24 protein-coding genes and 1 tRNA gene are annotated in these 24,313 nt (G+C 60.0%); 10 read left to right on the top strand and 15 right to left on the bottom strand.

The genetic code is table 11. The annotated features are described in order from the left end of the window. The first annotated feature begins 12 nt into the window (after positions 1 to 12). The gene (locus ABCV34_RS05410) at positions 13 to 1,995 is read left to right on the top strand and encodes a hypothetical protein (RefSeq protein WP_345798187.1); all 1,983 of its coding nucleotides are present in this window, start codon (positions 13 to 15) and stop codon (positions 1,993 to 1,995) included. A gap of 7 nt (positions 1,996 to 2,002) precedes the next feature. Here ABCV34_RS05410 and ABCV34_RS05405 read toward each other — a convergent pair whose 3' ends face one another. From ABCV34_RS05405 to ABCV34_RS05395, 3 genes are all read right to left on the bottom strand, one after another. After that, on the bottom strand, positions 2,003 to 3,058 hold the full coding sequence (locus tag ABCV34_RS05405) for a DUF6602 domain-containing protein (RefSeq protein WP_345798186.1): 1,056 nt from the start codon (positions 3,056 to 3,058) through the stop codon (positions 2,003 to 2,005). A 29-nt stretch (positions 3,059 to 3,087) separates the two neighbouring features. Next, positions 3,088 to 4,533, bottom strand: coding sequence for a site-specific integrase (locus ABCV34_RS05400; RefSeq protein ID WP_345798185.1), 1,446 nt, complete (start codon positions 4,531 to 4,533; stop codon positions 3,088 to 3,090). 81 nt (positions 4,534 to 4,614) lie between these two features. Next, positions 4,615 to 4,690 (bottom strand) — tRNA-Ala (locus tag ABCV34_RS05395). A gap of 159 nt (positions 4,691 to 4,849) precedes the next feature. Here ABCV34_RS05395 and argG point away from each other — a divergent pair. Further along, complete coding sequence (gene argG / locus ABCV34_RS05390) at positions 4,850 to 6,193, top strand: argininosuccinate synthase (RefSeq protein ID WP_345798184.1); 1,344 nt, start codon at positions 4,850 to 4,852, stop codon at positions 6,191 to 6,193. Between the two features lie 123 nt (positions 6,194 to 6,316). On the opposite strand, the gene ABCV34_RS05385 is transcribed toward argG, so the two are convergent. After that, on the bottom strand, positions 6,317 to 6,631 hold the full coding sequence (locus ABCV34_RS05385; protein WP_345798183.1) for a DUF3579 domain-containing protein: 315 nt from the start codon (positions 6,629 to 6,631) through the stop codon (positions 6,317 to 6,319). A gap of 131 nt (positions 6,632 to 6,762) precedes the next feature. Here ABCV34_RS05385 and argF point away from each other — a divergent pair, with 131 nt between their 5' ends. Continuing rightward, positions 6,763 to 7,704 (top strand): ornithine carbamoyltransferase, encoded by a 942-nt coding sequence (gene argF / locus ABCV34_RS05380; RefSeq protein ID WP_345798182.1) that lies wholly within the window; start codon positions 6,763 to 6,765, stop codon positions 7,702 to 7,704. 147 nt (positions 7,705 to 7,851) lie between these two features. On the opposite strand, the gene rpsT is transcribed toward argF, so the two are convergent. The 9 genes from rpsT to ABCV34_RS05335 all read right to left on the bottom strand — a co-directional run bounded on the left by rpsT (position 7,852) and on the right by ABCV34_RS05335 (position 14,522). Next, the gene (rpsT, locus tag ABCV34_RS05375; protein WP_345798181.1) at positions 7,852 to 8,115 is read right to left on the bottom strand and encodes a 30S ribosomal protein S20; all 264 of its coding nucleotides are present in this window, start codon (positions 8,113 to 8,115) and stop codon (positions 7,852 to 7,854) included. A gap of 69 nt (positions 8,116 to 8,184) precedes the next feature. Continuing rightward, complete coding sequence (murJ, locus tag ABCV34_RS05370) at positions 8,185 to 9,741, bottom strand: murein biosynthesis integral membrane protein MurJ (protein ID WP_345798180.1); 1,557 nt, start codon at positions 9,739 to 9,741, stop codon at positions 8,185 to 8,187. Positions 9,742 to 9,901: 160 nt separating this feature from the next. Then, a complete protein-coding gene (locus tag ABCV34_RS05365) occupies positions 9,902 to 10,660 on the bottom strand; it encodes a 3-hydroxyacyl-CoA dehydrogenase (RefSeq protein ID WP_345798179.1) in 759 nt (252 codons plus the stop codon). A gap of 15 nt (positions 10,661 to 10,675) precedes the next feature. Then, positions 10,676 to 11,344 (bottom strand): adenylate kinase, encoded by a 669-nt coding sequence (gene adk / locus ABCV34_RS05360; protein WP_345798178.1) that lies wholly within the window; start codon positions 11,342 to 11,344, stop codon positions 10,676 to 10,678. 75 nt (positions 11,345 to 11,419) lie between these two features. Further along, positions 11,420 to 12,187, bottom strand: a complete 768-nt coding sequence (gene kdsB / locus ABCV34_RS05355) for a 3-deoxy-manno-octulosonate cytidylyltransferase (RefSeq protein WP_345798177.1) — start codon at positions 12,185 to 12,187, stop codon at positions 11,420 to 11,422. Continuing rightward, complete coding sequence (locus ABCV34_RS05350) at positions 12,184 to 12,372, bottom strand: Trm112 family protein (protein ID WP_345798176.1); 189 nt, start codon at positions 12,370 to 12,372, stop codon at positions 12,184 to 12,186. The genes kdsB and ABCV34_RS05350 overlap by 4 nt, the downstream gene beginning before the upstream one ends. A 37-nt stretch (positions 12,373 to 12,409) precedes the next feature. Continuing rightward, on the bottom strand, positions 12,410 to 13,471 hold the full coding sequence (gene lpxK, locus ABCV34_RS05345) for a tetraacyldisaccharide 4'-kinase (protein ID WP_345798175.1): 1,062 nt from the start codon (positions 13,469 to 13,471) through the stop codon (positions 12,410 to 12,412). Positions 13,472 to 13,503: 32 nt separating this feature from the next. Then, the gene (locus ABCV34_RS05340; protein ID WP_345798174.1) at positions 13,504 to 13,917 is read right to left on the bottom strand and encodes a biopolymer transporter ExbD; all 414 of its coding nucleotides are present in this window, start codon (positions 13,915 to 13,917) and stop codon (positions 13,504 to 13,506) included. Next, positions 13,914 to 14,522: a MotA/TolQ/ExbB proton channel family protein gene (locus ABCV34_RS05335; protein ID WP_345798173.1), complete on the bottom strand. Its 609-nt coding sequence runs from the start codon at positions 14,520 to 14,522 to the stop codon at positions 13,914 to 13,916. Before ABCV34_RS05335 ends, ABCV34_RS05340 begins: the two co-directional genes overlap by 4 nt. A 471-nt stretch (positions 14,523 to 14,993) precedes the next feature. Here ABCV34_RS05335 and xseA point away from each other — a divergent pair, with 471 nt between their 5' ends. Further along, positions 14,994 to 16,298, top strand: coding sequence for an exodeoxyribonuclease VII large subunit (gene xseA, locus ABCV34_RS05330; RefSeq protein WP_345798172.1), 1,305 nt, complete (start codon positions 14,994 to 14,996; stop codon positions 16,296 to 16,298). 47 nt (positions 16,299 to 16,345) lie between these two features. Then, a complete protein-coding gene (gene sodB, locus ABCV34_RS05325; RefSeq protein ID WP_345798171.1) occupies positions 16,346 to 16,924 on the top strand; it encodes a superoxide dismutase [Fe] in 579 nt (192 codons plus the stop codon). 88 nt (positions 16,925 to 17,012) lie between these two features. On the opposite strand, the gene ABCV34_RS05320 is transcribed toward sodB, so the two are convergent. Next, positions 17,013 to 17,495: a DUF192 domain-containing protein gene (locus tag ABCV34_RS05320; RefSeq protein ID WP_345798170.1), complete on the bottom strand. Its 483-nt coding sequence runs from the start codon at positions 17,493 to 17,495 to the stop codon at positions 17,013 to 17,015. 18 nt (positions 17,496 to 17,513) lie between these two features. Continuing rightward, a complete protein-coding gene (locus ABCV34_RS05315; RefSeq protein WP_345798169.1) occupies positions 17,514 to 17,753 on the bottom strand; it encodes a cold-shock protein in 240 nt (79 codons plus the stop codon). Positions 17,754 to 17,886: 133 nt separating this feature from the next. On the opposite strand from ABCV34_RS05315, the gene clpS reads away from it, so the two are divergent. The 5 genes from clpS (at position 17,887) to ABCV34_RS05290 (ending at position 24,277) form a co-directional block, all read left to right on the top strand. Next, a complete protein-coding gene (clpS, locus tag ABCV34_RS05310) occupies positions 17,887 to 18,210 on the top strand; it encodes an ATP-dependent Clp protease adapter ClpS (RefSeq protein WP_345798168.1) in 324 nt (107 codons plus the stop codon). 162 nt (positions 18,211 to 18,372) lie between these two features. After that, positions 18,373 to 20,691 carry an ATP-dependent Clp protease ATP-binding subunit ClpA gene (clpA, locus tag ABCV34_RS05305; RefSeq protein ID WP_345798167.1) on the top strand — a complete coding sequence of 773 codons (2,319 nt, stop codon included), beginning with the start codon at positions 18,373 to 18,375 and terminating at the stop codon, positions 20,689 to 20,691. Between the two features lie 26 nt (positions 20,692 to 20,717). Then, positions 20,718 to 21,959 carry a paraquat-inducible protein A gene (locus ABCV34_RS05300; protein ID WP_345798166.1) on the top strand — a complete coding sequence of 414 codons (1,242 nt, stop codon included), beginning with the start codon at positions 20,718 to 20,720 and terminating at the stop codon, positions 21,957 to 21,959. Next, positions 21,949 to 23,628 carry an MlaD family protein gene (locus ABCV34_RS05295; RefSeq protein WP_345798165.1) on the top strand — a complete coding sequence of 560 codons (1,680 nt, stop codon included), beginning with the start codon at positions 21,949 to 21,951 and terminating at the stop codon, positions 23,626 to 23,628. The genes ABCV34_RS05300 and ABCV34_RS05295 overlap by 11 nt, the downstream gene beginning before the upstream one ends. A gap of 10 nt (positions 23,629 to 23,638) precedes the next feature. Beyond that, on the top strand, positions 23,639 to 24,277 hold the full coding sequence (locus ABCV34_RS05290) for a PqiC family protein (RefSeq protein ID WP_345798164.1): 639 nt from the start codon (positions 23,639 to 23,641) through the stop codon (positions 24,275 to 24,277). Positions 24,278 to 24,313: the final 36 nt, after the last annotated feature.

The following is a 24,313-nucleotide window of genomic DNA, read 5'->3' as shown; positions in this document are numbered from 1 at the left end:
GAAGGCTGAAAAATGAGAATAATAAGAAAAACAAAAGAGGCATTTACGTTAATTGAAACGTTAGTTGTGATTGGAATTATGGCGTTAATTTCGATTGGGGTAATGCTTCAGCTTCAAAGAAATGCTGAGAAAACAAAAGCAAAAAATGCGGGTGAAAAGATAAAGGAATTGGGTAATGCTCTGCAGTCTTATGTTAGTAATAATAAGTCGGCATTATTGGCTGCCATTGCGTCTGGTGATACAAAGACATTAGATATTTGTATTCTCACAAATGCTGTTGATTGTGTGCCTGATGGCGTTCCTGTTGAGGAAGTATTGCCACAAACATTTACTAATGACTCGCTACTCCAAACCGGATATAAAATTGCCCTAAAAAACGTTGATAACAAATCTATTGAAGGTTTGGTTTTCACCGACGGCCCTGTTGTTGTTGGTGATAATGAGCCTAGGTATGATTTGCTTGGAATTGCCACAAAAGAGGCTGGTAATACTGTTGGATTTTCTGATGATACAGGAACTCAAATAAATGGCTTAAATGGTGGTTGGGCCATTCAAAATATTGATCTACCTTATGGCGGTGAGGCTGGAATACTGGCTTATAGAACAAATGGAATTAATGATTATGATGGTAGTTATTTGAGACGTGATGGCTCAAATGAAATGACTGGAGATTTATTGCTGGGGAATAATAACATCAAGAATGTAAATAGTCTGACTGTTGATACTTATGTGGCTAGTCAGAGCGCCTATTTTCAGAATATGAGAACTCAAACCATTTATAATTCTGGCGATTTATATACGGATAGCATGAATTCTGAAATTATATATTCAGGATCTGTGAATACAAATGAGATGAACTCTGCTCCTGGATTGACCAATAGAGATATTGTTGTTGGTGCTGATTTTGTTAATAAGGCTACGGCACCTGGCAGTATATATGCCAAAGCTATATCGGCGAATACTCAAATTGACGCCCAAACCTTATTGCCAAATAAGGTAGTATCAAAAAATGCCGCTTGTGGTGCCGGTGTGACTAATGGAACAATTGCCAAAGATGCTGATGGAAAAATTCTTTCATGTCAAAGTGGTATTTGGAAACAGATGACATTAGATATGAGTGGGCTAGAAGGACTGTGCGGTCAAAATAGAAGTGGTGCTATTTACTGGTATGCGAATGGATCTACTTGGAATGTTTTTAGCCATTACACCGGTGGTTGTTCAGGTTGGAATTATTATAATCAATATCACTGTTCAGATAGTACAGTATCCTATTTGGGGCAGAATAAGTCCTGGGATGATAGTTGTGTTTATGAACCTGGTTGCTGTTTCCCATTAAACTCATTAGTTCTAATGGCAAATGGATCATTGAAAGCAATACAAGAGATTGTGGTTGGTGATATGGTCATGGGAATTGAAGGAAGGCCAACAAGAGTGAAGAAAACCCTAAAACCTATTCTTGGCGATAGGCGAGTATTGGCTTTCAAGGATGGAACCCATATCTGGAGTGAAGAACACGGCCATTGGGTAAGGAATAGGAAGACTGGGAAAGAATGGCCTTGGTCTGCTAATGTGGCCCGCTGGATCAGCGAAATGGAAGAAGAGATGGGGGGCGTTGGAGATTTCAGCAAAAAATATCAAGGCGGACTAAAGGACATTTATGGAATAAGTGATTGTCCCATTGAGGATATTGAATTTGCTGGATTGGATGGCTTTGCTGGTAAAGAGATCTATGAGATAGAAGGGCTGTCTTACGATACTCCGTTGTTCTCACCTTCTACTGAAGACGGCCAAGCCATCATTGTTAATGGCTATGTCGTTGGGGGGAACTGGAATGAGTATGTGACTGACTACCACCAAACCTCTTGGGAAAATGGTAGGCAAAAGATACTATCTGATCTTGGAATAGATCCTGAATGGCTTATATTTGAGGTGAGGAAATCTATGGATAAAACAAAGACAGAGTTCAAATTTAAGGCTGATAGGTTGGCTGCTTAACCATAGTTCACTTGTCAACCGTAAATGTAATTTTGTGAGACTCATGATTGCTCTCAAAATTAAACTTGAATTTATTGGTGTCGTAATTTAGACCTAGTTTGTCGAAATCTTGGCAACTTATGTTTCCCCACATGTCTTCACAACATATGGCAAGTGTTTTATATTCTATTTCTTTTTTGTTAAGTAAATAGCTTCCAAAGCTCTGTTTAGACAGGGTGTTTGAGATGCCTGATAGAAAGCATAAATCTACATTGTTATCTGGACTTTCTACTCCAATCCATTTGTGAATCTTGTATTTAATTTCGGAATATCTGATTCCGTTTACAGTCAGTTTTTCATTGTCCAGATTCCTTATTGAGTCTTTTATTTTAATGGATGTTTCAATTAGTGCGGCAAATTCAGATCGAGTCATTTGATCTAGTGTGTGACTGTTTTTCCTCAGACTTGGAAAATGGTCTGCTGAATCCTCTAGGCCAATGGATTTGCTGAAATTATTTATGAAGTCGCTTGCTGACAAATGATCCTTAAGATAGTGTTCTTCAACGTGTTTGTAATAATAACTTTTGTTGGAGGAACACAAAACAGTTATTGCTGGGTTCGTAAAAAAATTGGTGTCGTTTTTATAATAGCGCAATAGTTCGCTTCCGTTAATATCACTGGAAAAAGCGAATAGCACTGTTGGTGAGCGACCTCCAATTGATTTGTAGTTTTCGAATTTTTTGATGGTTGTCTTGAGTTCGGTTGAATTTAATATGCTTTTTACTTCAAAAATATACTTTACTGCTTCTACTGGAACAAAGGTTAATTCATTCTTGATGTATGGCGGAAGTATTTCGTCATCATAGATGAGGACGTCCGTTTCATTGGATTGTTCGCCGTTGGAATTTTCAATTATTCCTTTTGTGATTCTGTATTTTTTTGGGATGATGTCTTTTATTAAGGAACTAAGCTCGATTTCGTTTAGCCCCCCTTTAATTCCCTGGTGTTCAATTTCCTTATTTTCCTCAAAGGCGCTCTTTAGGGCATTTATTTTTGAATTGAATTTTTCGGATATTATGCTCATGGTTTAATGGCTTATTTATTTGGATGATTTTATTGCTTTTTCTTGATTAAGTTTTTTGCCTGTTGATGGTTTTCCATCCTTTCTTGCCGCCTAATTTCTTTGACAAGGTAGGCATTGAACCTGTCTTTTTCATATTTGATTTTTTGGAAATCAACATCAAAGATTAGTTTTGTGGCGGCATGCTCCAGCAGGTAAGCCATGCTATGAGGTTCCCCATAGGTGGCACTGTTGATGGTGTCGTGTTCGTGGCCGATAAACTGACACCTTGTTTCTTCTGGCACACCTTGCTGTTTCAGACAATTGTTCGCTGTTGTCCTGAATGAGTGAAAGACTTTTGCCCTATCTGTAATGCCCAACTTATCGAGATAAACACCAAATCGCTGACTTGGCTGCTTGCCATAGTGGCCGAATTTGTCGGGGTGAAGGTCCGGGAAAAGTTGACCATTGAAACCCTTCATATCCTCTACATAATCCAGAAAACCAATTTCCAAAAGGGTGGGGTGAATAGGAATGGTGCGAATACTGGCAAGGGTCTTGGCTCGCTTGTCGCCTTCGTCATTGATGCTGATAGTCCAGACGCCTTCAATTTGCTTGATGTCTGTAATCTGGAGTTGGCTCAATTCAGAAATGCGGCCCCCTGTGAAGATGCCAAGCAAGGGCAACCAGTATTGTTCTGGGTGTCTTGCCCTGTTCAGGTTCAGGGGTTCAAAGATCTGTTGAAGTTCTTCTGTGGTGAAGGGTTTCCGGTTGGTTCTGTGTTTGTTTTTGTTGAAGACCTTGTGCCCACGAGTAGGAATAAGCACGTCCTTTGGGAAGGCGCCGAGGGTCTTGGCAAACTCAAAAAGAGCATTCAAAGCCCTGAGATACTTGGTCTGGATGGCTTGTGCTGGCTTGCCGTCTGCTAACAGGTCGTCAATGTAGGCGGCGATGTCGTCATTGATGATGTTCCTGATAGGGTAGGGGTCTGCCTGCTTCCTCACAGCCACCCACCGGCTGAAATGCTGGTGATAGTTGCCATACTCATAGAGAGTTTTTGGGGCTTTGAGCTTCTGGTGTCTGGTCTGATACCTGCTGGCAACTTCAGCGATGCTTACCCCTGTAAGGTTCTCTGCCTCTGATGCTTGGACAGGCTGTTCTGAGGCTCTGGCTTGTTGTGCTGCAGGGGTGCTTGGCCTGATCAGGTCGTAGAAATCAGGGTTCTTCAAAAGCTCCTGAAACCGGGCCATATCATCATCAGTGTTGATCTTGGCCTGAAAGCCCGTAGGAAAGGCTATATCGAGTTTTTTGTAATCGTCCTTGTCCATACTCCCACCAGTGGCTTTGAGTGCCTTGTAGAGCCTTTTGAGAAGTTCCGAGCCTACAAGGATAGCCTCAGTCTTGTCCCTTGTCGCGAGCGAGCGCTTGATCTGTCTGCCTGCGATCCGGGTGTGGAGGTAGTAGGTGCCGTTGCGGGGGTAGATGGGCAGGGTGAGCACGAGTTGCTACCAAATCTGCTACCAACTGAAATCGACGGACGAAAAAAAACCGCCTGAAAAATCAAGCGGTTTAGGGTGTTCTGGTGGAGACGAGGAGGATCGAACTCCCGACCTTCGCATTGCGAACGCGACGCTCTCCCAGCTGAGCTACGTCCCCGAAAGACCGAAATTCTAGCATAGAAGTTTCTCTCAGTGTGCGACTGCTCATGCGGGAATATTCGGATCGCGACTGCGTGGAATGCCCGCACAGGACAGACACCCCTGGGGGCGACGATATAATGGCGGATTGTCTTGACTCTTGCCTAATCGGATCCCCATGAGCACAACCATTCTCGAGAACCTGCCGGTCGGGCAGAAGGTCGGCATCGCCTTTTCGGGCGGGCTGGATACCAGCGCTGCCTTGCTGTGGATGAAGAACAAGGGCGCGATTCCGTTTGCCTACACGGCCAACCTGGGACAGCCCGACGAGCAGGATTACGACGAAATCCCCCGCAAGGCCCTGCGCTACGGCGCCCAGGGCGCGCGTCTGGTGGATTGCCGCGCCCAGTTGGTGGCCGAAGGCATCGCCGCGCTGCAGTGCAACGCCTTTCACATTTCCACGGGCGGGGTCACCTACTTCAACACCACGCCGCTGGGCCGCGCCGTGACCGGCACCATGCTGGTGTCGGCGATGCGCGAGGACGATGTGCACATCTGGGGCGACGGCAGCACATTCAAGGGCAACGACATCGAGCGCTTTTACCGTTACGGCCTGCTGACCAATCCGGAACTCAAGATCTACAAGCCCTGGCTGGATCAGCGCTTCATCGACGAACTGGGCGGTCGTGCCGAAATGTCCCAGTATCTGCAGGAAAATGGCTTCGACTACAAGATGTCGGCGGAAAAGGCCTATTCCACGGACTCCAACATGCTGGGCGCCACCCACGAGGCAAAAGACCTGGAACATCTGAATTCGGGGATCCGCATCGTCGAGCCCATCATGGGCGTGGCGTTCTGGAAGTCGGGCACGGACGTCAAGGCCGAGGAAGTCGTCGTGCGCTTCGAAGAAGGCCGTCCGGTGGCGCTCAACGGCATGGAATATACGGATCCCGTGGAACTGATGCTGGAAGCCAACCGCATCGGCGGTCGCCATGGCCTGGGCATGAGCGACCAGATCGAGAACCGCATCATCGAGGCCAAGAGCCGCGGCATCTACGAGGCCCCGGGCATGGCGCTGCTGCACATCGCCTACGAGCGCCTGGTGACCGGCATCCACAACGAAGACACGATCGAACAATACCGCATCAATGGCCTGCGCCTGGGTCGTCTGCTGTACCAGGGCCGCTGGTTCGATCCGCAGGCCATCATGCTGCGGGAAACCGCGCAACGCTGGGTGGCGCGCGCCATCACCGGCGAGGTCGCCCTGGAACTACGCCGCGGGAATGATTATTCCCTCCTGGATACGCGTTCGCCCAACCTGACCTATCACCCGGAACGCTTGACCATGGAAAAGGGCGAGTCCATGTTCTCGCCGCTGGACCGTATCGGCCAGCTGACAATGCGCAACCTGGACATCACCGACACACGCGAAAAGCTGTTCACCTACACGCAGGTCGGTCTGTTGGCAAAAACGGGCCAGTCGGATATTCCGCAGATCCGCCAGGATCACGACGCGAAGTAAGCATCAGGAGCCGCCGTTCTGAACTGAGCGGCGACCTGCCATCCTGGCAGGCGCCATCCGTCAAGAAAGGCACTGGATCGATATCCGGTGCTTTTTTTCAAGACGGGATGTCGGGTGCGGGGGCTATGCCTTTGGTGCGTCAGCGGCAGGCTGGGCCGATTCCGATGTCTGCAGATGGTTGCTGGCGGCAAAGTCGCAGGCGAACTTCCAGGCCAGGGGCTCGAGCTGGCGCAGGCGATGGTCGATCAGGACGCAGGGCACTCCGTCGATGGAGCGGGGCATGGCATAAGGGGAATAAGACAGCGGGTTGGGATGGGATCCAGCGGGGCGGAACTGGGACAACACCCCGGCCAGACGTTCTGCCCAATCGCTGGGGCGAAATCGCTGACCCTCCAGGGTCTTGCCGTGGATGATCAAATGCTGGACTGGGTGGTTCATGCGGGTTCCATAGACGGGACACGCCCAGGATACGGACGCGCAACATCCCCTACGCCGCGCATTGTATCCGATCGGCGCTTTGCGCGTCCTGTGGGACCACGGTAAGATGGTCCCTTTGCATAGGGTTTTCCATGTCTGCAGCCAATCCCACCGGGCCTTTGCGGCATTTCTTGCAGTTGCGCGATTTCTCCGAGGATGAAATCCATTACGTGATCGACCGTGCGCGCCTGATCAAGGACAAGTTCAAGCGCTACCAGCCGCATCACACGCTGCACGACCGCAATCTGGCCATGGTGTTCGAGAAGGCCAGCACGCGGACCCGTGTCTCGTTCGAGGCCGGCATGTACCAGTTGGGCGGTTCGGTCATCTATCTGACCACCGAAGGTTCGCAGCTGGGGCGCTCCGAACCCATCGAGGATACCGCGCGGGTGATTTCCCGGATGGTCGATCTGGTGATGATCCGCACCTTCGAACAGACTCGTATCGAACGGTTCGCCGCGCATTCGCGGGTGCCGGTCATCAACGGCCTGACCAATGAATTCCACCCCTGCCAGATCCTGGCGGACATCCAGACCTTCGTCGAGCATCGCGGGCCGATCCAGGGCAAGACCGTGGCGTGGATCGGGGATGCCAACAATATGGCCTACACCTGGCTGCAGGCGGCCGAATTGCTGGGTTTCACGCTGCATGTGTCCGCGCCGGCGGGCTACCGCCTGGATCCGCTGCGCGTGGGGCGGCAGCCCGAATCCGTGCTGCGCGAATTCGACGACCCGACGGATGCGTGCCGGGGCGCCGATCTGGTCACGACCGACGTCTGGACCAGCATGGGTTATGAAACCGAGAACGAAACCCGCCGCCTGGCTTTTGCCGACTGGTGCGTCGATGCGCGGATGATGTCGGTGGCCCGACCCGATGCGCTCTTCATGCACTGCCTGCCGGCGCATCGTGGTGAAGAAGTCACCGGAGAGGTCATCGACGGCCCGCAAAGCGTGGTCTGGGACGAGGCCGAGAACCGCCTGCATGTGCAGAAGGCCTTGATGGAATTTCTGCTGCTGGGACGCCAGCCGGCTTGATGGCGGGGCCGGCCTAGGGCCGGCATGCCTGGGCCGAATCGCGTCCGCACGGACGGCATCCATGTAGGGGCACTGCCTTTAGCGCACTGCAACAAAAAAGGCACCCATGGTGCCTTTTTTGTTGCAGTGCAAGCCGCGTTTCTTGGATCAGGCCAGCGCCTTGATCGCAGCCGACAGACGGCTCTTATGGCGGGCGGCTTTGTTCTTGTGGATGATCTGCTTGTCGGCGACACGGTCGATCACGCTGCTGGTCTTGCGAAAGACTTCGTTGGCGGCGGTCTGATCACCCGCTTCGATGGCCTGGCGCACACGCTTGATGGCGGTGCGCAGCATCGAGCGCATGCTGGCGTTGTGTTTGTTCTGGGCAACGGCCTGGCGGGCGCGTTTACGGGCTTGTGCGGAATTGGCCATAGGGTGTTATCTGGTTTGCGTAATTGGAAACGGTTGCTTGGACTGCGAAGCAAAGACGGTAAGTTTATCCTACGAGCGCCTGCGTGTAAAGTCTTTGGGGCGAAAACCGAATAAAAACAAGGTGCTGAAGTAGGCCAGCGCGGTCAGGGCCAGGATGCCCAGCAGCCACGCCGCACGCTGTCCCGGATGGGGGCCCAGGGCAACCCAGTCCAGATGCCGGTTGGTCCAGATCAGAACCAGCGCGATGGCGGCCAGCGCCGGCACCAGTTTCAGAATGAAGCCCGGCCAGCCGGGCAGCGGCGTATACAGCCCGCGACGGCGCAGCAGGATCACCAGGCTCAGGGCATTGGCGCTGGCGCCCAGCCCGATGGACAGTGCCAGCCCCGCGTGCGCCAGCCAGGGTACCAGGGCGACGTTCATCAGCTGGGTGAAGGCCAGGACGGCGATGGCGATCTTGACGGGGGTGCGGATGTCCTGCTTGGCATAGAAGCCAGGGGCCAGGATCTTGATGGCCAGCAGGCCCAGCAGGCCGGCGGCGTATGCCATCACGGCCAACCGTGTCTGTGCCACGTCGTGGGCCGAGAAAGCGCCATAGTTGAACAGGGTAGCCACCAGACCATCGGACAGCAGCGCCATGCCCAGCGCGGCGGGCAGCCCCAGCAGCAGCACCAGGCGCAAGCCCCAGTCCAGCAAGGCGTTGTAGGCTTGGTGATCCTCACGGGCATGGGCTGCGGACAGGCTGGGCAGCAGCACCGTGCCCAGTGCCACACCCAGCAGGGCAGTGGGAAATTCCATCAGCCGGTCGGCGAACGACAGCCAGGTCACGCTGCCCGGCGTCAGCCATGTGGCGATGTTCGTGTTGATCAGCAGGGACAGCTGCGCCACGGAGACCCCCAGCGTGGCTGGCAGCATCTGGCGCAGGATGCGGTGGACGGTGGGATCCCGCCACGCGGCCCGCAGGCCGTCGCCGTAGCGCGGCATCAGGCCCAGCCGCGCCAGGGCGATCCACTGCACCGTCAACTGCAGGATGCCGCCGGCCATCACCCCGATCGCCAGTGCATGGATGGGCTGGTCCAGGTGACCGGCCAGCAGCAGGCTGGCGCCGATCATGGACAGATTGAGCAGGACCGGCGTGAACGCCGGGACAGCGAAGCGGCGGAAGGTGTTCAGCACGCCCGAGGCGAACGCCACCAGGGACATGCAGATGATGTAGGGAAACATCAGCCGCGTCATCCAGATGGCTTCCTCGAATTCCTTGGCCCGGGATGCCGTGCGCATGCCGCTGGCCATGGCCGTCACCACCCACGTCGCGCCCAGGGTTCCCAGCAGCGTCACTCCGCACAACGAGGCGAACAGCATCAGGGCCACGCGGTCGAGCAGCCGGCGCAGCGTCGCATGGTCATCGCGCAGGCGCACTTCGCCCAGAATAGGTACAAAGGCCTGGGAAAAGGCGCCTTCGGCAAACAGCCGCCGCAGCAGGTTCGGGATCCGGAAGGCCACCCAGAAGGCGTCCGTCAGGGGCCCGGCCCCGTACACGCTGGCGATGAGAATATCGCGCAGCATGCCGGTAATGCGGGAAAACAGGGTCAGGCCGCTGATGGTGGCGGCTGATCTTAATAAGCTCATGAACCCTTTTGCCGCTGGGCCGCCCCAAGGCAAAAGCGGCCCCCTTGGGGGATGAGACCGGACGCGGAGTAGTCCCTGCGGACTGCTCCGTGCCTGGCAAATCCGAGCGGCATGCAGGCCGCGATGTGGACAGCAAGCCTGCGCAGCGTGGGGGTCATCATTACTTTGGCGCCATGCGGATGGCGCCATCCAGACGGATGGTTTCGCCATTGAGCATGTCGTTGTCCAGGATGCTGAGCGCCAGTTTGGCGTAGTCTTCCGGACGACCCAGACGCGACGGGAAGGGCACGCTGGCCGCCAGGGAATCCTGGACTTCCTGGGGCATGCCGAACAGCATGGGCGTGCCGAAGATGCCCGGTGCGATCGTCATGCAGCGGATACCGAGCTTGGATAGATCGCGTGCAATGGCCAGCGTCATGCCGACGATGCCGGCCTTGGAGGCGGCATAGGCGCATTGGCCGATCTGGCCGTCGTAGGCGGCGACCGAGGCCGTGTTGATGATCACGCCGCGCTCGCCGGTGGTCTGGGGCTCGTTGGCCGTCATGGCCTGGGCGGCCAGTCGCGCCATATTGAAGGAACCCACCAGATTGATATCGATGACGCGCCGGAACAGGCCCAGGTCGTGCGGCCCGGATTTGCCCACGATACGCGAGGCGGGGGCGATGCCGGCGCAATTGATCAGACCGCGCAGTGGCCCGCGTGCCACGGCCGCGTCCACCGCCGCCTGCGCGTCGGATTCCGAGGTCACGTCGCAGTGAACGTAGGTCTGATCCAGTTCGGCGGCCAGCGCACGGCCGGCCTCGTCCTGGACGTCGGCCAGCACGACCCGCGCGCCCTGGGCTGCCAGTGCACGCGCGGTGCCAGCGCCCAGGCCGGAGGCGCCACCTGTGATGAGGATGACTTGCTTACGGATGTCCATGGCGGCTTTCCGGGGTTAGGCAGCGTGGTGTGCGCGCAGGATGTCCAGGATGCGTTCGCGGATTTGGTCCACCGAGCCGACGCCTGAAATTTTTGCATAGCGCGGCGCGCGGGCATCGCCCGTCGAAGACCACTGGGCGTAATAGTCGACCAGTGGGCGTGTCTGCTGGCGGTAGACCGACAGCCGGTGGCGGACGGTGTCCTCTCGGTCGTCGTCGCGCTGGATGAGAGGCTCGCCCGTTTCGTCGTCCAGGCCGTCGCGCTTGGGCGGGTTGAATTTCACGTGGTACGTGCGGCCGCTGGCGACGTGCACGCGCCGCCCGCTCATGCGTTCGATGATGTTGTCCTCCGGGACGCTGATCTCGATCACGTAATCCAGCGGGACGTTTGCGTTCTTCAGGGCATCGGCCTGCGGAATGGTGCGGGGGAAACCGTCGAACAGGTAGCCGCTCTGGCAATCGGGCTGCGTCAGGCGGTCGCGCACCAGTCCGATGATGATGTCGTCGGACACCAGACCACCCTGATCCATGATCTTCTTGGCTTCCAGTCCCAGCGGGGTTTGCGCCTTGACGGCGGCGCGCAGCATGTCGCCCGTCGAGATCTGCGGGATGCCGAAGGTCTCGGTGATGAACGCGGCCTGGGTACCTTTGCCCGCTCCTGGGGGGCCTAGCAGAATCAAGCGCATGATTTTCCTCCGAAGTTTCTTTTCAAATTTTTCCGATTATGCCGCATTGCAGCAATCGGCGCAGCGCCAGCGGTGTCAGGCGGACCCGGCCGGAAACAGGGCGCGTACCCGGGCCAGGTCTTCCGGGGTGTCGATTCCGCGCGCGGGCAGGGCCGCTGCCTGATGGACAACGATGGGAAAGCCTTGTTCCAGCGCGCGCAGCTGTTCCAGTGATTCGATGCGTTCCAGCTGTCCTGGGGGCAGTTCGGGAAACTGGCGCAGGAATCCGGCACGGTATGCGTACAGTCCGATGTGGTGCCAGGCAGGCAGACCCGGCGCCAGGCGCTGCTGGCCGTCGGTCAGCGCGTCGCGGGCCCAGGGAATGGGGGCGCGGGAAAAATACAGGGCGCGGCCCTGCGCGCCGCAGACGACCTTGACCGCGTTGGGGTCAAAGAGCGTCTGCGCGTCCTGGATGGGAGCGGCGCAGGTGGCGATGGCGGCTTCGGGGTGCTGTTCGAGCAGCGCGGCCACCGCGTCGATGAGCGCGGGATCGATCAGCGGTTCGTCGCCCTGGACGTTGACGACGATGGCCGCGTCATCCAGGTTCAGGTGTTCGGCAACCTCGGCCAGACGGTCGGTGCCCGTGGGGTGGTCGGCACGGGTGATCAGGGCCTCGACCCCATGGCTGGCGGCCGCCTGGGCGATGTCGGTGTGATCGGTGGCGATGATCACCCGGATAGCGCCGGACTTCGCGGCCTGGCGCGCCGTACGGATCACCATGGGCAATCCGCCCACGTCCAGCAGCGGTTTGCCTGGCAGGCGGGTGGAGGCGGCGCGCGCCGGGATGACGACGGTGAACTTCATGCGGTCGTCGGTTCGAGGGGGGGCGTGAGTTCGCGGGCCTCGCCGGGCAGCATGACGGGCACCCCGTCGCGAACGGGGAAGGCCAGGCGGTCGGCCGGGCAGATCAGTTCATTGTGCTCGCGGTCATGGCGCAGCGGGCCCTTGCACACGGGGCAGACGAGGATCTGCAACAAGCGGTTTTCCATGGAAACGGGCGTTCTGTCGAGTGGCAAAGACAACAGTTTAATGCCTGGCGCCGGGCTTGTGCCGCAAAGTTGCGGCGCACGCATGGAGCGCCGCGTCCAGATCCCGTAGCCAGTCGGGATCGGAAAAAACGGGCGAAGCATGCACCACCCAGAGCCGCGGGTCGCAGGGAGCCGGGTATTTGACGGCATCCTTGGCCGTGATGAGGATCGGGCCCGAGGGCAATTGCCGCAGGTCGGCGGGCGAGGGAGCCTGATGGTCGGGCGCGCTCAGTGTCCGGGCCAGGGATAGCCCGGCGGCCTCCAGCATGGCGAAAAAGCGTTGCGGCTGCCCGATGCCCGCAGCTGCGCTGCAGGGGGCGCGCCCATACCGCGTGCGCCAGGTTTCCCAGTCCAGCGACTGGCCGTCGGCCAGGTGAACCAGGTGATCGGGGCGCAGGCGCAAGGCCACGCGGTGAGGGCGGTCGGCGCTGGCCGGATCCGTGTCGGGCGGCGGGGCGTCGCCGGGGGCCAGTTGGGTAATCAACCAGTCGGCATTCCGGAGCCGTGCGGGGGGTTCACGCAGGGGGCCGGCTGGCAGCAGGCGGCCGTTTCCGGTCCCGCGGGCATCCTGCACGATGATCTCCAGATCGCGCGCCAGGGCGGTGTGCTGCAGGCCGTCGTCGGCAATCAGCACGTCGATCTCAGGATGCGCGCGCAGCAGGGCCACGGCGGCGAGCGAACGGCGGGGATGCGCGGCGATCGGGGCGCCTGTGGCGGCATGCAGCAGAGCCGGTTCGTCGCCTAGATGGGCGCTGTCACCGGACTGGTCGCTGAGCCGGGGCGCGGCCCCGGTGGTGATGCCGTAGCCACGGCTGAGGATGCCGGGGTGCCAGCCGGCCGCCTGCAGGTGCCGGCAGACGGCTGCCGTGACCGGCGTTTTGCCTGTGCCGCCGACCAGGATGTTACCTACCACGAGTACCGGCACGGGAGCGCGCCACGCCCGGATCGACTGCCTGCGCAGGCGGCGCGCGGCGATCCGGCCGTACAACCAGGCCAGTGGCATCAGCATCGTGCTGACCGGCCCGCGAGAGCGCCAGACGGCCTGCAGACGGTCTTCCACGCGCCGTCGCCAGGATGAAAGGGCAGGCGGGGTCACGGGCGGGACTGGGTCAGAAAGCGCACCCGGCTGATCTGTGCCAGTCGGGCGGCTTCCAGTGCGCGCACGACCGATGCGTGGGATGCCTGGCCATCGGCGTCGATACGCAAGGCCGTGTCCGGGTGGCCTTCGGCGGCCCGACGCAGGGCATCGGCCAACGAGGCATCGTCGGCGGCTTCCAGATAGTGGCCATTCAAGGCATACAGGCCGTCGCGGCTGATGGCCAGGTCCAGTGCCTGCCCGGTGTCGAGCGCCTGAGCCTGGGCCTGGGGCAGGGCGACCTGCAGCTGGCGGGTCTGGGTAAACGAGGTCGAGGCCGCCAGGAAGATCAGGATCACCAGCAGGACGTCGATCAGCGGGATCAGGTTGATCTCCGGCTCGTCATGCGTGCGGCGGTGGTGGAAGTTCATGGCGTGGCGCGACGGCTGATCAGGCGGTTCAGGGCGCCCGCCTCGCGCTCCATCGTGTGCAGGAAATATTCGACGCGGGAGCGGAAGTAGCGGTGGAACGCCAGTGCGGGGATGGCAATCAGGATCCCGAATCCGGTGTTGTAGAGCGCAATTGAAATTCCGTGAGCCAGCTGGGCCGGATCGCCGCCCGCTGGGTCGTAGGCGCCGAAGATCTCGATCATGCCGACCACGGTGCCGAACAAGCCCAGCAGCGGCGCGATGACGGAAATGGTGGCCAGGCCGGACAGATAGCGGTTCAGACGCCAGGAGACGTCGCGCCCGACTGCCTCGATGGCCGCCTGGCGCCAGTCGTCGTCCTGATCGCGCTGTGCGGCGACTTCCGCCAGAATGCGGCCCATGGGGCTGCCGCGCGCCAGCCGTAGCACCGCGTCGGGTTCGTCCTGCTGGCGGCGCATGAGTTCCAGCACCTGCTCGGGCAGGCCGGCGGGCATGACCTGGCTGGCGCGCAGGGCCAGGAATCGTTCTATGATGATCGCCAGCGTAATGACCGAAGTGGCCACCAGCAGCCAGATGGGCCAGCCCGCTGCTTGGATGATGTCCAGCAAGATCCAGTTCCTTTGAGTTCAGTGCCGTGGACGGAAGATCCCTATTCTATCCTCAGGGATGCTCTGAACGCGTCGCCATGTCGCACACATTTGTGGCTTTGGGCCGTCCGCTGAGTGGCCAGCGCGACAGGCGGGGCACGGCCTTGCAATAGCCACAGCGATCGCTGCGGCCTGGATGCGGATGAGATGCGGTTTTCCCAGGAAATTACCCGAGAAAGTGGCGTGTCATCAGGCTTTTGGCCGAGTATCCACAGATTCTGTGGATAATTCTGTGTATAAAAATCGTCAGGCGCATGTTTCAAGCCCCTTTGCGGTTCATTGGCTATTTTTTGCACATTTTTGCTTTCACTGATTAATCCATTTTTATCAATAACTTATGATTTCTTGTTGATGTTTTTTCTGATGGCCTCCTTGGGCATGCCCGAAAACAGGCCTGTTTGACAAGAAAGTGTTTTCTGTGGATAGCTTTTCATGAGTCTGATCGGTCAAGAGTATGAACAGCGCGGTTCTCCGCAGGACGACACGGTGTTGACCGTGTCACAGCTCAATCGCCAGGTCGCCCGCCTGCTGGAGACTGGAATTCCGCGCCTGTGGGTGGTGGGCGAGATCTCCAACTTCACGCGTGCCGCGTCGGGCCACTGGTACTTCTCCATCAAGGACGAGGCCGCCGTGGTTCGCGCGGTGATGTTCCGGGGGCGGACCCAGATGGTGGGGTTCGTGCCCGATGTGGGCGGGCGCTACGAATTTCGCGTCCAGGTGTCGCTCTACGAGCCGCGCGGCGACTTTCAGGTGCAGGTGGAATCCGTGCGGCGCGCTGGGCGCGGCGATCTGCACGAAGCGTTTCTGCGCCTGAAGGACCGGCTGACACAGGAAGGCCTGATCGACCCCTCGCGTCGGCGTCCACTGCCCGCGATGCCGCGCACGGTCGGGGTGGTGACCTCGTTGGCGGCGGCGGCGCTGCGTGACGTGCTCTCGGTCATGGCGCGCCGCGCTCCACACATTCGGGTGATCGTCTATCCGGCGCCGGTCCAGGGGCGCGAAGCCGCCGCCCAGTTGTGTGCGGCCCTGGATCAGGCGGCGGTGCGCGCCGAGGTCGATCTGCTGTTGCTGGTGCGAGGCGGCGGCAGCCTGGAAGACCTGTGGTGCTTCAATGACGAAGCCCTGGCGCGCCGTATCGCAGCCAGTCCGGTGCCTGTCATCAGCGGCGTGGGCCACGAAACCGACTTCACGATCGCCGATTTCGTGGCCGATCTGCGGGCACCGACTCCGACCGCCGCCGCCGAGCTGTGCTGCGACAGCCGGGACCAGGCGCTGGGTCGCGTACAGGGGGCGCTGAGCCAGTTGATGCGCGACCAGCGTCGCCGGCTGGAGCATGCGGCGATTCGCCTGGATCGCGCGACGGCCCAATTGATCTCTCCCGCTCAGCGCTTGCGCATGCATCGTCAAAGGCTGGATGCGGCCTACGAGCGGCTGCTGCCGCCGCTGTGGCAGCGCCTGCGCCAGCACGAGCAGGCTGTGCTCTGGGCGTCCAGGCGCACACAGGCGGGCATGGAGCGGCTGCTGCAAAAAGACGGGCGCCGGCTGGCCGTGGCCGAAGGGACGCTGCGTGCGCTGGACCCCCGCGCGGTCCTTACGCGGGGATATTCGATCGTGCATCGCAGCGACGGGAGCATCGTCAAAAATGCGTTAGACTTGAAGATTCCAGAGCGTATCGATATCGAATTCGGCCAGGGCTGGGCCCAGGCCGACGTCGTGCGTACCGACTCGCTGCTCTAGGCCCGAGACCCCTCCGGTTCGTTCACTGTCTTTTTGAAGGAAATGTCATGGCTTTTACCCTGCCGCCGCTCCCGTATGCGATGGATGCGCTTGCTCCCCATATTTCCAAGGAAACGCTGGAATTCCACTATGGCAAGCATCACCAGGCCTATGTCACCAATCTGAATAAAGCCGTGGAAGGCACCGAGCTGGCCTCCCTCAGCCTGGAAGACGTCATTCGCAAATCCAGCGGGGGGGTGTTCAACAACGCCGCCCAAGTCTGGAACCACACTTTTTACTGGAACAGCCTGTCGCCCAAGGGCGGTGGCGAGCCCACCGGCGCGCTGCGCAAGGCGATCGAGGCCAAATGGGGCGGCGTCGATGCATTCAAGGACGCGTTCTCCAAGTCCGCAGCGGGCAATTTCGGCTCCGGCTGGACCTGGCTGGTGAAGAAACCCGACGGCACGCTGGACATCGTCAACACCAGCAATGCCGGCACCACGGTCAACACCCAGGACAAGGCTCTGCTGACCTGTGACGTCTGGGAACATGCCTACTACATCGACTACCGCAATGCGCGTCCGACCTACCTGGAACACTTCTGGAAGCTGGTGAACTGGGATTTCGCTGCCAGCAACCTGGGCTGATCCCCTGGCGCGTCACGATGCCTCCCTTCCCGGAGGTCTCGCATGAAAAAAGGCAGCCTGGCTGCCTTTTTTCATATCTGGGTGCGCTTCACCTGGGGATCCCGAGTACCGGTTCGCCCACCTGGATGCGCGCTCGCGTGAACCAGCCCTGGTTCATTTCCAGGGCTCTGGTGACTGGCGCCGGTGGACAGTGCGGATCCAGGCTGTGCGGCCGCATGTCCTGGATGTCCACGATCCGCCCCTGATCGTCGATGAAGGCGATGGATAGGGGAATCAGCGTGTTCTTCATCCAGAAGCAGTAGATGTCCGGCGGGCCCAGCTTGAACAGCATGCCGCTATTGGCGGGCAGCGTCTCTCGGTGCATCAGGCCTTCGCGCAGGGTTTGCGGGGTATCGGCGAGTTCCGCGCGCACGGCGTGGGTGCCGATCTGAAGATGCACGGATGGTAGGGAGGTTTGTGCCAGCGCCGGCGGGTATGGCGACAGCAGCGACAGGCAGGCCGCGATCGTTGCGGTGCAGGAAAGCAAAAAGGCGGGGCCCTTGGCGGACCCCGCATCGCGGTAAAATAACAACGATATGTCCTGCTGGGATCAGGCGGCAGTAATATTCAGGGCTTGTTTGCCTTTCGGACCCTGCCCGATATTGAAAGCGACCTTCTGGCCTTCTTTCAGGGTCTTGAAGCCGTTCATCTGGATGGACGAGAAGTGAGCAAAAAGGTCTTCGCCGCCGTTGTCAGGAGTAATGAAGCCAAAGCCCTTGGCGTCATTGAACCATTTGACGGTGCCGGTCTGTTTCTGCGATTCCCCGGTATTTTCGATGGATTCCGACATGCAAACTGCCTCTGTGTGTGTAGAGTTTAACGGCCCAGGCCGGCCAGTGATGGCAACGGTCCGCCGGACACGACGATCATGCTGAATTCAGCGTCATTCAGTCAACTATGGAAACCACTAGGTTTTAATGTGCATGCCGATCGTGACTCAAAATCAGCATGAACTGGCGCATGCTACCGCGCCGACGCGTCTGGCGCCACCGCCAATGTATCAGGTCGTGCTGCTCAATGACGATTACACGCCCATGGATTTCGTCGTGCGCGTCCTGCGACAGGTCTTTCACAAGGGCGGGGACGAGGCCGAGCGCATCATGCTGCAGGTACACCACGAAGGGCGTGGCGTCTGCGGCATCTACACGCGTGACGTGGCCGCCACCCGGGTCGATGCCGTGTTGCGCATGGCTCACGCCGATCAGCATCCCCTGCAATGCCTGATGGAACCGGTACCGTTGGTTTGATGCACATGATCCCTGTGTCATGCGGGCGATGCCGTCGAGAGACGGTCTCCCATCGTGGCCCGGGTGACGCTCTAATCCGGTTCCGCCGAACAGCGGGCCGATTTAGTCATAGAATAGACACAACGGATTGCTTGGTCCGCTCCGATATGCAATGGAGGAAGCGTGATTTCCGAAGAACTTGAAGTCAGCCTGCACATGGCGTTCGTCGAGGCGCGTGCCGCCCGACATGAATTCATCACCGTGGAGCACCTGCTGCTGTCCCTGCTGGATAACGCTTCGGCAATCGAGGTTCTGCGCGCGTGCGCGGCGGACGTCGAACTGCTGCGCCAGGACCTGCGCAAATTCATCGTCGAGAACACTCCGGTCTTCCCGGGGGATGGCGAAGTCGATACGCAGCCGACGCTGGGTTTCCAGCGGGTCATCCAGCGGGCGATCATGCATGTGTCCTCGAACGGCTCCAACAAGACCGCCGTGACGGGGGCCAATGTCCTGGTGGCCATGTACGGCGAAAAGGACTCGCATGCGGTCTATTTCCTGGTACAGCAGGGGGTGTCGCGCCTGGACGTCGTCAATTACCTGTCGCATGGCATCACCAAGATGCCCGACGAGCCCGCATCCGCCGACAATCCGCGCCTCGAGCCGCCGGCCGCGGATCCGAAATCCGATCAGCAGAAATCGCCGCTGGAAACCTACGCCACCGACCTGAACGCCGAAGCCCTGAAGGGGCACATCGATCCGTTGATCGGCCGCGAGGACGAGGTCGAGCGCGTCATCCAGGTCTTGTGCCGCCGGCGCAAGAACAATCCCTTGCTGGTCGGCGAGGCGGGGGTGGGCAAGACGGCCATCGCCGAAGGCCTGGCCTGGCGCATCACGCAGGGCGACGTCCCTGAAGTCCTGAACGAAACCCAGGTCTACGCTCTGGACATGGGGGCCTTGCTCGCGGGTACCAAATACCGTGGTGATTTCGAGCAGCGACTGAAGCTCGTGCTCAAGGCGCTGAAGGACAACCGCCATGCGGTGCTGTTCATCGACGAGATCCATACCTTGATCGGGGCTGGATCGGCGTCGGGTGGAACGCTGGACGCGTCGAACCTGCTGAAGCCTGCGCTGTCCTCCGGATATCTGAAGTGCATCGGGGCAACGACGTACACCGAATACCGTGGCATCTTCGAAAAGGACCACGCCTTGGCGCGGCGCTTCCAGAAGATCGACATCCCCGAACCGTCGGTCGAACAGACCATCCGCATCCTGCGTGGCCTCAAAGGGCGCTTCGAGGCGCACCACCAAGTGCGCTATTCGGGTGCCGCCATCACAGCGGCGGCCGAACTGGCGGCGCGCCACATCAGCGATCGGTTCCTGCCTGACAAGGCCATCGACGTCATCGACGAGGCCGGCGCCGCACAGCGTCTGCTGCCCAAATCGCGCCAGAAAAAGGTCATCGGGCGGGCCGAGATCCAGGCCACGGTGGCGCGCATTGCGCGCATCCCGCCGCAGAACGTATCCACCGACGACCGCAACAAGCTCGCCACCTTGGAACGCGACCTGAAGTCCGTCGTGTTCGGCCAGGACCAGGCGATTGCCGCGCTGGCCGCATCGATCAAGATGGCGCGCTCCGGGCTCGGGCGGCCGGACAAGCCCATCGGCTGCTTCCTGTTTTCGGGGCCGACGGGCGTGGGCAAGACCGAGGTCGCCCGGCAGCTGGCCTTCGTGCTGGGCATCGAATTGCTGCGCTTCGACATGTCCGAATACATGGAACGCCATACCGTGTCACGCCTGATCGGGGCGCCTCCGGGGTATGTGGGCTTCGATCAGGGCGGTTTGCTGACCGAGGCCGTCACGAAGCAGCCACATTGCGTGCTGCTGCTCGACGAAATCGAAAAGGCCCATCCGGACGTCTACAACATCCTGCTGCAGGTCATGGATCATGGCACCCTGACCGACAACAACGGCCGCAAGTCCGATTTCCGCAACGTCATCCTGGTCATGACCACCAACGCGGGGGCCGATACGCTCAACCGCAATGCGATCGGGTTCGCGACGCCGGAACGCACGGGTGATGAAATGGCCGACATCAAGCGCCAGTTCACTCCCGAATTCCGCAATCGCCTGGATGCCATCATCGGTTTCTCGTCGCTGCCGCGCGAGATCATCCTGCGCGTGGTGGATAAATTCCTCATGCAGCTGGAAGATCAGCTGCATGAAAAGCACGTGGATGTGATTTTCACTCAGGCATTGCGCGATCATCTGGCCAGCGCTGGCTTCGATCCGGCCATGGGTGCGCGCCCGATGCAACGTCTGATTCAGGACACGATCCGCCGGGCACTGGCCGATGAACTGCTGTTCGGCCGCCTGGTGCATGGCGGCCGGGTTCAGGTCGATCTGGATGCCCAGGGGCAGGTGGTGCTGAATTTCCCCAATGATCCGGTGGATTCCGGCTCGGTCCCGTCGCCCTCGCACCCAGAGCCTGAGCTCGTGGATTAGGGCCCGATGATCGAGGGCAGGCCCTGATGGCGAGCAGGCCCCTGATCGCCTGTCCGCATTGCGATACCTTGCATGAGCGGCTGGATCCCGGTGCCCGGGGTCTGGCCGTTTGCCGTTGTTGCGAGACGGTGCTGTATCGCCGGGGCATGCTGTCGCTTCGACAATGGGTGGCGCTGGGGTGGACGACGCTGATCGTGTTCGCCCTCGCTCAAGGCTTTCCCATCGCGATCTTGTCGGTCCAGGGGCTGGACGTCAGCCTGACGTTCTGGGGGGCCTTGCGGCTGTGCTGGGACCGTGGCTATTACGGGGTTTCGATCATGACGGGGCTGGTCGGGTTCTGGTTTCCGCTCGTGTGGATCTCCCTGACGCTCTGGGTGATGCAGGCTGTGGCCAACCGGCGCCTGCCGCCGGATCTGGGGGGGACCCTACGCTGGCTGGCCCGGCTGGCCCCATGGTCGATGGCAACAGTCCTGGTGCTGGCGATCCTGGTCGCCATGGTCAAGTTCGCGGGCATGGCACAGTTGCGGATCGGCCCCGGGCTGGTGGGGTTTTTCCTGCTCAGTTTCATGCTGTCGGGCATGGGCCGCTGGGATGCCCGGGCCCTGTGGCGCGAGGCCGAGGATGCCGGCATGGTGCTGATGTCGGGGCGTCTGGGCACCGGAGCGGTCTGCGAGTCCTGCGGCTGTGTCCAGGCGCCGCCCGTGTCGGGGCGCTGCCGGCGCTGTGATGCTCCCCTGCACGAGCGGCGTCACGACGAAGCCGCGCAGGTGTGGGCACTGTTGCTGGCCGCCATCATCTTCTACATTCCCGCCAACACCCTGCCGATCATGCGGGTGCAGACCCTGCTGGGCGCCAGCAATCACACGATCTTGGGCGGGGTGATCGAGCTCTGGCGTCTGGGATCCTGGGATCTTGCCCTGATCGTGTTTGTGGCCAGCGTCCTGGTGCCGGTGACCAAAATGCTGGCCCTGTCCTTCCTGCTGCTGCGCAGCAAACCGCGCGGTGTGCGGGTTCAACGACAGCGCACGCGCCTGTATGCGGTAGTCGAATTCGTCGGCCAGTGGTCGATGCTGGATGTCTTCGTCGTGGTGCTGATGACCGCCATGGCGAATTTTCCGGGGCTGTCGCGCATCGATGTGGGGCCGGCGGCGCTGAATTTCGGTGCGGTGGTGGTGCTCACGATGTGGGCGGCCTTGCGGTATGATCCGCGTCGAGGCTGGGAACGTCTGCGCGCCGCGCGCCCGGATAAGGACGATCATGACGACTGACGAGGAGCAGCACAACCTAGAGGCTGCACAGGCACCAGAGCCGGCACTGACGCCGACGATCCGGCTTGGCCGGTCGCTGCGCTGGTCCTGGGTCTGGCTGGTGCCGCTGCTGGCGCTGGCCGTGGCCCTGTCGCTATTGGCTTCGGTCTGGGTGCGCACGGGGCCGGTCATCACCATCAGTTTCCTGTCCGCGGCCGGCATCGAGGCGGGGCAGACGAAGCTTCGCTATCGCGACGTTGTGGTGGGCTTGGTCAAGGACGTCCGGGTCGCCGACGACCGCGAGCACGTGCTGGTGGACGTCCAGCTGGACCGGGATGGATCCTCCTACATTACCCAGAAGGGCGCCAAGTTCTGGATTGTCCGCCCGCAGGTCAGCCTGGCCGGCGTGTCGGGGCTCGATACGCTGCTGTCGGGGATGTACCTGAGCGTGGACGCACCGACCACGCCCCCCAAGGGATCCGCCGTCTATTTTTTCGAGGGACTGGCCAATCCGCCCGAAGTGCTCAGCGGCCAGGTCGGCACCCGGTTCCAGCTGGTTTCCAGTTCCTTGGGGTCGCTGGTGGTGGGATCCCGGGTGTATTACCGCCGCATCGAGGTCGGGCGGGTCGTCGGCTACACCATGGCCCCCGACGGCCGAGCGGTCGATCTGCAGATTTTCGTCCAGGCGCCATATGATCGCTATGTGACGCCGGATACCCGGTTCTGGAACGACAGTGGCATCGACATGTCGCTGTCGGCGGAAGGGGTGCAGTTGCGCACCAGCGGGCTGTCGGCCGTCCTGAACGGCGGGGTGGCGTTCGCCCAGCCGGACGAGTCCAGTTCCTATGACGGCACGGTGGATTCGACCCCGGCCAAGGCGGGCAGTAGCTATACGCTGTTCGACACGCGGGATCAGGCGCTCGCCGATCCGGACGGGCCGGCCACCGAGATCGAGCTGCGCTTTGACCAGTCGGTGCGTGGGTTGCGGGTCGGGGCGGATGTGGATTTCAGGGGTATGCCGATCGGCAAGGTGATCGATATCGATCTGGAATTCGACAAGACACGCAAACGCTTTTATTCCCGTGTGCGCGCGCTGGTCTACCCGATGCGATTCAGCCAGGCGTATCGCGATCTGGTGAAATCAGTCAATGGTGCGCAGGGCGCGGCGTTGCTGGGGCCGCTCATCCGGAATGGCCTGCGAGCCCAGTTGCGCACGGCCAGCCTGCTGACCGGCCAGCAGTACGTGGCGCTGGATTTCTTCCCGGATCAGGCGCATGCCCGGATCCAGATCCCGGGCGACGCGCCATCCGCCGGCTATCTGTTGCCGACGGTGCCGGGGGATTTCGATCAATTGCAGCGTCAGCTGAGCAGCATCGTCACCAAGCTCGACAAATTGCCGCTCGAAGACCTGGGGCGCGAGCTGCAGGGCAGCTTGACCAACCTGCGCAAGCTGCTCGGCCGCCTGGACACGCAGGTGGTCCCGCAGGCCAATCAGACGCTGGAATCGGCGCGGCGCTCGCTGGATCGGGTCGGTGCTGTTCTCGGGCCGGATGCCCCGGTGCTGGGCAATCTGCAGGATACCTTGCAGGCGCTGGACGGGGCAGCCCGGGCGCTGCGTCTGCTGGTGGATTCCCTGCAGGCTCATCCCGAATCCCTGTTGCGGGGGCGCAGCCCCGACCGCTTGCGTTAGGAAAAATCCGATGCGACGACTGTTTCTGGTGTTGATCTGTAGCGTGACGAGCCTGCTGGGCGCCTGCGCCGGCGCACCCAGCCGTTATTACAGCCTGGACGGGCCGATGGTCCAGGCGCCGGGCGCCGCATCCGGGTTGCCGGCCACGCCATCCTATGGCCTGCGCCTGCAGGTCCTGCGGATTCCCGCCGATGCGGACCGGCCGCAGTTGCTGGTGCGCGATGCGGCCTCGGACCCTGCGGTTCAGGTGCTCAACGATTCCCTGTGGGCGGGGCCGCTGGCCGATCAGATCCAGACGGTACTGGCGGCGCGAGTGGCGGCCTCTCTGGGGGTGCCGGACCTGCAACGTCTGCCTGGCGCCCGGGATAGGCCAGTGCGCCAGATCGAGGTTCGGGTGACCCGGTTCGACCTGCTGTGGAACCAGGGCGCCGATCTGGCCGCCGTCTGGACGGATCGTTTGCCCGGCACTGCCCAGGCACTGGTCTGCCAGGCCCGCATCCGGGTTCCAGCCGCCTCGGGGATTCCGGCGCTGGTCGATGCCCAGCGGCAAGCGGTGTGGTCTCTGGCTGCGCTGATGGCGGCGGATCGCGCGTCTGGGGCGCACGGTTTACCGACGGGTTCGGGGAATGCTCAATACGGTTGTACTTGATTGATTTTCGGGTTAACCATAATGGTAGGAAGAGGT

The organism is Castellaniella sp. MT123, assembly GCF_039614765.1.
Taxonomy (GTDB): Bacteria; Pseudomonadota; Gammaproteobacteria; order Burkholderiales; family Burkholderiaceae_B; genus Castellaniella.
Note: the sequence above shows the minus strand (reverse complement) of the source record. Positions and strands in the feature narration are given on the sequence as shown.